The following is an 11203-nucleotide window of genomic DNA, read 5'->3' on the forward strand; positions in this document are numbered from 1 at the left end:
CCAGAATATTTTAATTTGATCTGCTTTCCAATTTAGAGACGCTAAAACCATGCGCAATTTCTAAATGTCGAGGTTTTCCTTTTATTGCAGACGATAAAACATCCCTAGAACCCACAAATACCGCCAACTTCTTACTCCTTGTCAAAGCAGTATAAATAAGCGAACGATCTAACAACTTGCTTCTCACAGCACAACTTACGATCACCGACTCGTATTCACTGCCTTGACTCTTATGCACGGAAATGGCGTATGCCAGTTGCAAGCCCAGCACCAAACATTGCTCTTTAGTCAAAAAATAACTTCCGTTTTCAAACGCCACCTCAATACGCGGTTGTCCATCTTCACTCAAAACAATGCGCTTGATCACGCCTGAAGACCCATTAAAGAGCGATAACTCATATTGATTTCTAGTCACGATCACTGGATCGTTTTCCAGAAAAGCAATATTCCCAACTCTGAATATTGGTCTGCTTTTTTCTATCTCCCAGACATCAAGCTCTTCATCCTTTTTCCCAAGATTCATCAGAAACTGCATCGCCCCATTCAAACTATGGACATTGTCCTGCATGCGCTCCGCCGCATGGGGACTAATAATCTGACATGAAACCTTCGACATCACTTGACCAACAGCCCTGATTATTGACTTTTGATCACCTTCGCAATCCAAAAAATACACGCCTTCTCGCTGTCCTTTCCATGTCGGAATATCAACTCTAGAACCCGCTCTTACTTGCATAGCCATTTGGTGGATTGGGCTGTCCTGAGTCTGACGGTGAACCTGAGTCAAGTAAGAGGTAGGAACTTTTCCAATAAGCACATGAAAGAAAAGACCAAACCCTACAGGGCTTAACTGCGCGTTATCGCCAACGAGCACAAGTCGGTAATCCCACCCAGACAAAGCATTCAAAAGTCGGTTTGCCAGAGCTATATCCACCATACTTGCTTCATCAATGATAACTACAAGCGTCCTGTCAACTCCCCGGTCACTTGTACCAATAAGCCGTTGCGATTTGATTGCGTCAATAGCACCATGAATCGTAAAACAGTGTCCCTTCATGCCAGTAACGTGCTCTAAACGCTGCTTTGCCTTTCCTGCCAGAGCAGTGAGCACCGTTATGCTTCCCAATCGCTGAAAAATCTCAGCAATTGTTTTAATGACAGTCGTTTTTCCCGTTCCGCCAAACCCGGTTATGACTGAAATACTCGAACTCACTGCCAGCCTTACCGCAGATACTTGCTCTGAAGTCAAACTCACGGAGCCGACACTCTCCATTTTCTTCAATAGTCGGTCTATCTTGTCGTTTTCAATATTCTCATTTGACTTATCCCATAACCCAGCAACATGTTTCTCTAGGCTGCTCTCAATTACCGCTGCGCCTAATGACTGAAACATCAAATTGCCAGCAGAAGAGATAAATGAGCAGATCGCTTTTTTCTGACAGGTCGCTTGCATCGCCTTATTCGCTAAAACGTCACTCTTCAGTAACTTGCTGAGTCGTGATAAAAGCTCAGACTTTGGGATTGCTGTGTCACCAGTTTCTAACGCCAGATAAAATATAAACTCCGTTGCACCGATAAGTCGTTGCTCAGCATCTTTAGAAAACTTCAGTGCTTTCCCAGTCTTATCCACATTGCGCCATATACTCGGACTCGACGGAAAGAATGCTAGCAGGGAGTAAGGATTTGCTTGGATCCTATCAACAGCATCGTATTTGAAAACTCGGTCTACATAACCAAATAGTGAGACAGGAATGTCGTACTCTATAAAAAAACGCAGTAATTTGGTTTCTTCTGATATTGGTGCCCATCGATTACAAAGCTCAATTGCTATTGGTTCAGCAATGCATGCAGTAAGTGATTTAATGTCCCTTCTGTCGATCAAATCTAACAATATCTTTTCATCGCCTACATGAGATATCAGCTTACTTATTTTTTGTTTACCAAGCCCAAAGCCCCTGAAGGCAGGGTGCTTTGAAAGGAATCTATTGAGATAGGTAGGAGAGGGTAGGCCACTAAATTGGCATTTAGAGACCCTTATCTGCTCACCATGATCACGATGGTGAGTTTGCATCCCTTCAATATAGTAAAACTCGCCTTTAACTGGCTCTCTCGTTAAAACCTTATAGTCTGCTACAAAGCGAAATTTCCGCTCACTACGCAATTCAGTACCAGTAAAAATGGCACCACCAATGCTTCCCAAGCTGACATAGTCAATCTGGGCCGTCGTTCGAAATATCATTCCCAAGTAAAGCGCCTTCTCCCGTCATCAAGCATCGATTCCATTGAAAGCTGTGCTTCTTGACGCGCCAACTCATAGCGGCTGACTTCTTGTTCTAGTTTCTCTATTATTTCTCTTTGCTTCTCTATTTCAGCCGTCGCTCTCGCTAATGCTCTCGATAAGTCTGGACTACCTTTGATGCCCGAAGCATGGTTTGGAGTCCGCTCTAGTGAAACAGAATTAGTCGGCACTTCTAAGCCTATGTCAGCTACTTTTTGATGCAACAGCGTATTCAGATAAGAACCTCGCTTTTCAAAGGCCCCTCGCTTACAACCACACATTTCAGCGACATTGGATACATTGACAGCACCCAACTGGTTTGTGGGGAAACGACGTCCACTGTCCAGTAGTTGCTGGCAGTACACATGAAAGTTCTGAACGATAAGCTCATGCTTAGCATTTGGCGATAGCTTATTCATCACCTGATCCCTTATAGAGATAGCTGCTTAACAAGCCTGACTTCTCCAATTGTTCCTTACCCACCACAATGCTATCTGCGGTTTGCGAAGGGTCTTCAATTTGATTGTCATTGAAAACAAACACACCATCGGAGGCTTCAATCAAAGCCAGAATAATTTTATGACAAGCGTCTAGTGCAAGCGACTGGGCAACGTCGTCTGTTTCCGTCAACGGTTTGTTGGGGAGAGATTTAACACTGCCAGCAATATTGGATGATTTGATAAATTTATTTAGCCGCTGATTCTCATCGTTGAGTTCATCTATTTTCAACTCAAGTTCAAATATTCTCGCTACGTGCTCGCTGTATTGGTTCTCCAAGTTCTGACTTTGAAGGTGTTTTTCAAGTTCGCGCTTGTAGGTTTCATTCTTCGTGGATATTGTCGGTGCAGTGATCTTGCCTTTTGGCTTGGCAAAAATCTCTGGGTATTCTTCCTTTAATATTAGATTCACTTCATTAGAAACATATTGAGAAAGCTGCCAGAGATTGGGAAAAGACATTTTCCACGCCTTAACATTTTCTAGTACCCGCTTGATGAGTTCCAATCTAAGGTCAACTTTCTCGGTCTGGTGATCACCAAAGCGATTCTCTCCCTTCTTGGCTCCTCTAGGCATTGACGGCCTCCAACAGGTTGGCACGTGGACGAACATGAAGAGGTTGCGATAACTGCCTTGTAGCCTCCTCTAAGGTAATACCTCTGGTCTCCGTAAATGCCCTCAATATCCCACGAAATTCATCCAGTAAATCGTAGCCCGTCGGTTCATCGAGCAGTTTTTCGAAATGTTTTTCATTGATCAGGATTTTCTTTCTGATCTTCGATATCTTTCCTTTTAATTGTGGTGTGAAGTACTCTTTGAATGACTGAGCATCCTGTATGCGAACCAATAATTGAGTCACTTCATTGTTTTCGATTTTTCCCTCAGCATAGTGCTGCATGAGCATATCGGGCTTAGCCACAAAGAATTCATTCGGCGAGTTCGCTTCTCTGGCTCTCAATGCCTGTAAATTGTCTTCAAGGATTTGATAGGTGTAGATCCATGCTGCAAGCTCCCGTGAAATCATCACCACTTCGGCTTCCATTACCTGCAAAGCTGCCTTATCCGCTCCTTCTTCTTTTGCTTCTCTAATGCTATCGCGTTTCTCAACCATTTCATCGAACAGCTTACGAATATGAGCCAGTATTCGCGGAATGTTATCTACTGTCTTGATTGAGTAGTAACACTGTCCGCATTGCATTTCACCAACATCTTGCTTGATATCATCTGGGCATTTACCCCCAAAAGGACATATGTGTGTTGGCATGATAGCTAGATTGGAAACAGGTGTGATATTCAATAGAGGTATACCACCCTTGATGGTTTCACCTTTGCTTTCCGTTGTAAAACTCATCGCACCATAATCTCGCACCAGCAACGATGGGTCGCGCTCAATTATCTCTTTCAGCTTAGCTTGTAACGCTGCTCTATTGCTCTCGCTCAGGCTCTTTGAACCGACATTTTTAGAGTAAGCACCACTCAACATTAACAATTGATTGAAATCGCCAATTTCTTGTAAGTATTCAGGATCTATCTGGATATAGTAGGAGAGTACTGCGGTGCTTTCATGTCCTGTAATAAACTCCTTAATTGCTTCTGGTGGGAGAACTTTTATCCTGTCGCTGGCAACAGAGCTGCGCGTACCGTGTGGGGTGAAGGGTGTCTCATATTTCCCATTAAAGTAAAACGCACCTTTGAGCGCTGCTTGCCAGATGTCCGAATAGTTTTGATGTTTATTTTCATCTTTATAGGCGTCAAATTCTGCAAGTAACATATCTGTTGGTTTGCCTTCAGGATTTGCTGAGGCTACTGCATCAAAAACACGTTGATTGACCTGTTCTCGTGCCGATTCAATGACGTCGAGTGACTGTTGCGGCGTTTCGCCCAACAAATCTACGTCAGGGATCTCAGAGAGTTGAATGAACAGATCGAAGAAAAATAGCATTCGTCGATACTGTTTAGCGACACTGCTGTCAGAAATGACGTTTGGTTCAAATTTTGTAGCATCTAGAGTATTAAAAAGTGAACGGATTTTACCGTGCGGGGACCCTTCGTGGTCGTTGTACCACAGGGAAGGAACTTCGACCTCGATTCTGTCCTGAAAGGCTTTTAAACGTCTAAGGAGATTGAGAACGCGACTACTGACGTATGGCTGCCACGGGATCGTTTTTACTTTGTCGCTGCCGACTTCAATCGAGTCCGATTCGTTTGTTAATGCATAATTAACGAGTAATTCCCCAATGTAGTTTCTTTGGGAATGGTGGCCGTTAACGTCGAAGTTGTCACGGTCAAGCCAACGAATGTGAATATGTCGCAGCCCCGTCTCTAGTGCCACGAGATTTTCAAAGAGTGTCTGAAACTGAGGGTAACTTTTAATATTGCTTTCTTTTCCCATCAGAGTTTCGGTAGTAAGGCTGGCCGGGACCAAATATAGAGGATAAAAAGTGCCGTCAATCGAAACGAGTGGCACATAACCAACTTCCTGTGTGTCGTATACAAGCCGACGGTTGGAGGCACCCTCAACGAAGTGATTGTTGGTGACCAGATACCAGTAAAACTCACAGACTGATGAAAAGAATGAATGAATATAAGAAAACTGAGAGCCTAGAAAGGCTTGTTTATCAGTTTTGTCTCTTCGAGGCGCATTAACATAATCAAGCTCAACAATAGGATTTCTGAAACCGGATATATCTGCGACTTCATGATGAGTGTCTATTAACCAATCAAAGAATGTTGAGATTGCTCGCAAGTTAATATTAAAGCCATTATTGCTCAACGTCATCTTGAGTTTATGTTTAAGAGAATGGGTGATTAAGTTATTCCCAATAAAGTGAAATCTCTTGAACTCGTTGGGTGTTTTCGGAATAAGGTCGCTGGATTTACCAAATTCTCGCGGTAGATCAACAGAGACATACTGTAAAAGTTTTCCGAGTGCTGTAATGTACCGATTCTCTGACGAATAACCTTTGTTTCGTCTTTCTTCTAAATATTGATTAATCAGGTATTTCCATCTGAAACCGAGATCTTTATCGGCTTTTTGAACAGATGTCTTCTTGATAAGTGTAGCCACATTGGTATCTGAAATTATCTCGCTCAAATCTTCGAGTGAGTATTGGCAACGCTCAGGAGCAACTGTTAGAAATGCTTCTAGAAGCTCAAACAAGGGAAGGCTGACGTTAGAGCGTGAGCTGATTGAACGCGCCTGATAAAGAATTTGATACTCTAATGCATCTTCACAAGTGATGTCTTGGACGCGCCGCCAATTACAAGACAGAACAGCTTTGTGAAGGAATTTAGGCGACCTAACACGGTTTACTATTTCTGGAGGTAACGCATCAAAATCCCAAATGAGGCGCAGTACTTCAGGAAATCGTACAGAAGTAGTCGCTAAAGCTTTCCGTGTAGCAATATCAAAAGTTAGGGGTAGTAGGACGGCCTCAACGTTATACAACTCAACAAAGAAAATTCGTATACCAGATTTGAAATTGTCGGAACGCAGTTCGTCCCAATCAGATAGTTGCTCTTCATCACCTAAAAAATCTTTCAGATCGAACTTGCTCACATAATCATAGGATAGCAGCTCATAAAGATGAAAGATTGTTTCCAAGTTTGCTGGAATTCCGTGTCTGAATACTCTGATGAACGTAGTGTTAGGAGAGGCGTAATCCTTGAGCTTCTCCGGCTCAAAAGAGCCATCACCTTGATGGATACGATTGAGTAGTGTGATTTTTGTATTGCTATATGCGTTTGAAATAGCAAGGCGCAGTGCATCGCCTCGCATTAGCAACAGCGGAGCGTCAGTAAGGTTTGCCTTAAAGGAGAATTCTTTTTTATTCAAAAGTGAAGTCGTTTTGGGTTCGTCCAGATTTAAAGCAAGACGCTCAAGATCAGTCAGTTGGTAATCGCAACGCTCTGGGGCATATGAATAAAATGATTTAAGTAGATCATTGAACGGCAGAGTAGCGCTTATCGTTGCATAATGGAGATTATGTACTCTTAGTGATGCATAGAACTCTTTGAATTCGATAACCTCGTCAATATCGATATCTTCTATTGTGTACCACGTACTTGTGATTATGCACTTGTAACCATATGATTTTAATGTATTCAAACTCGCTTTATAGTGTGCCTCAAGGTTGCCAATGTGTGATTTCTTTACGAATGTATTTAGAATCAATTGCAATGTTTCAGGCATCATTTCTAAACCTAAATCTACCCATTCCTTGTTAGAAGGTGAACGTGATTTCGGTGGCTTATAATCGAAAGGCAGCAACAAACCTTTGTTCCGCCACATGATGTAGAAAAAAAGTCGTAATGATGACTTTATAGTTTTGTACTGAGTTTTTGATATAGGTTTTTTAAGCATGCTTGCACAAATGTAGTTCTTAGCTTGCTTAAGTAATTTATATTGGTCTGAGGATTCTCTACTTAGTTTAAAGACGAAATTGCACCATTCTTCATCAAACAGAAAATCACTTTGCTTGTGATTATGAAAAAATTTGTATAGTGAAAAAACATAGTTTTTTTTACTTGTGATCTCGGCAGGTGTTAGTAGGTTACTTTGCCCATGATGCTTAAAAATCACTTGGAAGCATTCTTCAAGGGATTGGTGAATCAAAGCCTTAAGATCGTCTCCCTTTTTAAGGAACATCAGTTCTGTAGTGTTATTAAACATTCGCAGTCATCCCCTCAGCTAGATAAAGTTTCTCTAACTCCCCTTGGTACAACCTGAGCTTACTTTCATAGAATTTGATGCGGATTTGTTCAGAACTGAGAGTGTTGACGCCGAACATTAGACTATTCGCATAGTCCACCATCTCCTTGGTGATGTCTTCGTCGCGTTTTGAATATATTTTTGTGGATTCTATTGATGAATGCCCCATCAACTCTTGAACATATGCTAAGGGAAGACCAAATACACCATCGCCTACAGGTATATAATTCAATGTATAATAACCATAAGAGTGCCTGAGCGAGTGTGGACTGAGAAATTGGGTATCAATGATCCCCGCGTGCTTTAATGCAGCTTTGAATTGCTTGATGCGACTACTCCTATCAGAACAAAAATGTGGTCTAAGGGTATTCTTGTTCTGAAACAGGAATGTATGACCGCATGTCGATACGCGCTCTTCCTTGATGTAACGGGTGAGACAATTAAAAAACATCGACTTGAATGGCTCTATTAGAAATGTCGTTTCTGTTGCTCTACCTTTCCAACTCAGTTGTTCTTGTTCTTTAATGGTCAGACCGAGATTGTTTCTATCAGGTGTTGACGGTGGCCTTAGGAAAACTTCTTTAGTGCTGATATCTATATCTTCTAGTCTTACCTGTAATGCTTCGTGAGATCGACAGCCCGAAGCGGCTAACAACGCATAAAACGTTTTATCTCTGAGGTTTGGGGCGGCGTCCACAACGACGGCGATTTGCTCAAGAGCGATTGAACGGGTGATGTACTTCTTCGATTTTCTTGATTTCTTGCCACCCGTTTGAAGTGCCGAAAATCCATATTGAACACGCTCTTTGTTTGAAAGATCGCCTCTGAGAACGCCCGCGAGCATACTGTTGTTTTTAATTTTTGACCGTTCTGCTGCACTTCGACGAGATCGAATCGCGTCCAAAAGGGGGATGACTTGGTCCGCTCCATCTTCATCTTGCATCAGCTCGCCAAGCTGAATGAAGTAAGTGATAGCATTGTCGATAGGCGCTATAGAAGATATTTGGAGTTTTTTAGTGCGATTATTCTCAAGAGCAATGGTTCGGGCGATCTCGTTGGGAGAGTCACCTGCATGAACTAAGTAAGATGTGTACGAATAGATCAGTTGTCTAAGCTCGTATCGGCTGAGAGGAGTCGTTGCCAGTTCCATCGCTCGATAGATGTAATTTAGAAATCTCAGAACATGCTCAGCGTATATTTTTACCGTATTCGTTGCTAAGTCTTTCTCAATGGCGTGGTTTACAAATACTTTGAAAGGCTGGAAGGGGTTCCCGTCTTTATCAAGAATGAGGCCGTCAGTTATGTCGCCGACTATTATAAAATTTTTTTTTTGCATCTAGGTTTCTCCGAACAAAGTCCAGTATACCAGTGCTTTTAATTCATGTAAGTACTATTGCGTATTTAAGTATTACAAAGTAATCCAATGAGATACGATTTATCATATCTGTGGAGAAATGAGACTACAGCCGAGTAAGGTTTAAAAACTTACTTTTCAAGATTTAATTTGATATTAAGGGAGGGAGTGGTGGCCCGTCCGTGACTTGAACACGGGACCTACCGATTCGGTTACCCCAATGCTTTCGCATTGGACTGGACTATATCATCACCCTCGTTTTCACGGTGGGGTGTCGGACGCTAATGGTGTATTACACAGCAAGTTCGTGCTGCTCCACCTAGTCTCTGAACCTTCCTAAGACGCTTCTTAGGCTTGGCTGCTGATTGGCATGTTTCTTTTAAAACGAAGCTTTCCAGCAATTCATCCGATTTTTCCATATATCATTACTGATATAGGTCACAATTTTTTATGAGTCGGGTGCTCTAACCAACTGAGCTAACGGGCCAAATTGTCATTTATATACGCAAGTGCGTAGTCGCAAGGGTACTTTCTATCTCCCTATGCTGTCAAGGTCTTGCACCTTGTTTTTATGCCTCTTCAAGTACGCAAGTTCTATGTATACCACATAAGAACTGGACCTAACGATTATGAGTCGTGTGCTCTAACCAACTGAGCTAAGGGGCCTTTAGATGCTTTGCAATACATCAAGTTATATTGCAAGAGCCGCGAAGTATAAGCAGTTTTAAAAGCCTTGTCACCCCCGCCAGCGCGTCTTTTTGTGCTTAGTAAACTCAAATGGTGATTAAATAATCACTTTATCCATATGAGCGCATCTACTGTATAACAATTCTTGGATAGTTAGCGGGTTGCGGTTGTCTAAAATAGCATAGGCACTGTGGGGTAAAAGCGATAAACTTGCGCATCTTGAGGTAGCAGGTTATACCCATAAGATATACGCAGGAGAGCGCAATGGTAGTTAAAGCAGGATGGGCCGCAGTATTGTCGGTATTGCTGACCGGATGCGGTTTTTTTGAAGCATCGCAGCCGCCGGGCTATATACCCGTGCAGTTTGTTGATCTTCAGAAAAACAATAATTGTCAGTATGAATTAGATGTAAACAATCGGCGATGGGGAGTAGAGTATCTGGCTTTTTACTTATCTGAACCGCAGGTACGTATAGAAGGGCGCTGGCAGGCTTTATCGTTTATCCCAGGCCCCAACCAGACTGAAAATCTGGCGCTTATGCAGTTTCATCATGCCTGCGAGCCACAAAACAATCACTCTGTAATTAAGCTAGATGCTAATCAGGCTTTATTAGACCGGGCTTCGGCGATCAGTTTTACAATAGGCGTTCCATTTAAAGATAATCACGCGCGCGCTGAGCAGTCTCAGGCACCGCTTAACGACAAGTCGATGTTTCAGTCTGAAGCCGCGGGACATTCGTTTATGCGCATAGAGCTAAAAGAAGTGGATGCAGATAAACAGCCTCACAGTTGGTCATTTATGCTTGCCAGCGGATTGTGTCGCAGCAATGAGGAGAGCAGCATCGTAACACGGTGCGACAAACCTAATCGCGTTACGCTAGATTTGCCTTTAAAAGCAAATGTCGAAGAATTACGGCTTACAGCACAGCTAAGCCAAATTTTGTTCAGAGCAAATTTAACTTCGGCTGGTGACTGTAATCTGGCCACCCCTGAAGGTAGCGAGTGTCGAAAGGTGTTGTCTAACTTAACCGGTCGCGAATGGATCAGGTGGGATGCTCCTTCTCGGGTATACCTAAAGCAAAACTAGGGTATGGCCCTTTATAACTTGCAGAAAGTGCAACGCCAAATTTTATTTGCTATATTTTGCTCTCACTTTTTAACCTGTTAGTTCGCTTGTGCGGAGAATGTAAAATAATGACAGACAAGCCCTTTCTGGTCAGTGGCCGAAATACAATTATTCATAAGGTAAGAAAGCTCGACCTGCTTCTTTTTAATGGCGATGATAAGCCCCCTGTGCTGGTCACCTTTCGCGGCCTTAAAGCTTATGAAGGCACTGTTCCTGATAACAAACGTGATGCAAAAATGATGGACATGGAAATGGTTGATCTGACGGCGGGGGAAATTTTTGGAGACGAAAAAACACTTGTGTTTGTTCAAACCCTAAACGGCAAAGAATACAAAGTAGATTACAGTAAAGCCGGCTCGCCAAACTTTATAAAAATTCATCAGGATAGTACCTTTTAAAAGGCTCTGAACCATGAGAAGCCATCCGGCTTCTCTGCTTTTTTATTTAATACATCTTAACTTATTGTGTTTTAGCGGGGCCCGAATTCAGATAATAAGTGCACCACTCATGGTTAAACGGTGAGAAGAGATCAACTGCCTGTTGGTGGTACTCT

The 11203-nt window shown here is 42.5% G+C and carries 7 protein-coding genes; 2 read left to right on the forward strand and 5 right to left on the reverse strand.

Annotation, left to right across the window (positions count from 1 at the left end; translation table 11 throughout):
- Window positions 1–10: 10 nt before the first annotated feature.
- The 5 genes from JK130_RS14760 to JK130_RS14780 are packed head-to-tail and all read right to left on the reverse strand — an operon-like array spanning window position 11 to window position 8820.
- Complete coding sequence (locus JK130_RS14760) at window positions 11–2239, reverse strand: AAA family ATPase (RefSeq protein ID WP_246587824.1); 2229 nt, start codon at window positions 2237–2239, stop codon at window positions 11–13.
- Window positions 2236–2697, reverse strand: coding sequence for a hypothetical protein (locus JK130_RS14765; protein WP_218355099.1), 462 nt, complete (start codon window positions 2695–2697; stop codon window positions 2236–2238). The genes JK130_RS14760 and JK130_RS14765 overlap by 4 nt, the downstream gene beginning before the upstream one ends.
- Window positions 2690–3349 (reverse strand): hypothetical protein, encoded by a 660-nt coding sequence (locus tag JK130_RS14770; protein ID WP_218355100.1) that lies wholly within the window; start codon window positions 3347–3349, stop codon window positions 2690–2692. The genes JK130_RS14765 and JK130_RS14770 overlap by 8 nt, the downstream gene beginning before the upstream one ends.
- Complete coding sequence (locus JK130_RS14775; protein WP_218355101.1) at window positions 3342–7445, reverse strand: PHD finger domain-containing protein; 4104 nt, start codon at window positions 7443–7445, stop codon at window positions 3342–3344. The genes JK130_RS14770 and JK130_RS14775 overlap by 8 nt, the downstream gene beginning before the upstream one ends.
- Window positions 7438–8820, reverse strand: coding sequence for a tyrosine-type recombinase/integrase (locus JK130_RS14780; RefSeq protein ID WP_218355102.1), 1383 nt, complete (start codon window positions 8818–8820; stop codon window positions 7438–7440). The genes JK130_RS14775 and JK130_RS14780 overlap by 8 nt, the downstream gene beginning before the upstream one ends.
- 969 nt (window positions 8821–9789) lie before the next feature.
- On the opposite strand from JK130_RS14780, the gene JK130_RS14785 reads away from it, so the two are divergent.
- Window positions 9790–10611, forward strand: a complete 822-nt coding sequence (locus JK130_RS14785) for an MbnP family protein (protein ID WP_218355103.1) — start codon at window positions 9790–9792, stop codon at window positions 10609–10611.
- 107 nt (window positions 10612–10718) lie between these two features.
- Window positions 10719–11048 (forward strand): hypothetical protein, encoded by a 330-nt coding sequence (locus JK130_RS14790; RefSeq protein ID WP_218355104.1) that lies wholly within the window; start codon window positions 10719–10721, stop codon window positions 11046–11048.
- The last annotated feature ends 155 nt before the right edge of the window (window positions 11049–11203 follow it).

This window comes from Alteromonas lipotrueiana, from assembly GCF_019249245.1.
In the GTDB taxonomy this organism is placed as follows: Bacteria; Pseudomonadota; Gammaproteobacteria; order Enterobacterales; family Alteromonadaceae; genus Alteromonas; species Alteromonas lipotrueiana.

Bases quoted from the DNA above. Each gene is read 5' to 3' on its own strand.
- JK130_RS14760 (WP_246587824.1), bottom strand. From the start codon at position 2,239: ATGATATTTCGAACGACGGCCCAGATTGACTATGTCAGCTTGGGAAGC.
- JK130_RS14765 (WP_218355099.1), bottom strand. From the start codon at position 2,697: ATGAATAAGCTATCGCCAAATGCTAAGCATGAGCTTATCGTTCAGAAC.
- JK130_RS14770 (WP_218355100.1), bottom strand. From the start codon at position 3,349: ATGCCTAGAGGAGCCAAGAAGGGAGAGAATCGCTTTGGTGATCACCAG.
- JK130_RS14775 (WP_218355101.1), bottom strand. From the start codon at position 7,445: ATGTTTAATAACACTACAGAACTGATGTTCCTTAAAAAGGGAGACGAT.
- JK130_RS14780 (WP_218355102.1), bottom strand. From the start codon at position 8,820: ATGCAAAAAAAAAATTTTATAATAGTCGGCGACATAACTGACGGCCTC.
- JK130_RS14785 (WP_218355103.1), top strand. From the start codon at position 9,790: ATGGTAGTTAAAGCAGGATGGGCCGCAGTATTGTCGGTATTGCTGACC.
- JK130_RS14790 (WP_218355104.1), top strand. From the start codon at position 10,719: ATGACAGACAAGCCCTTTCTGGTCAGTGGCCGAAATACAATTATTCAT.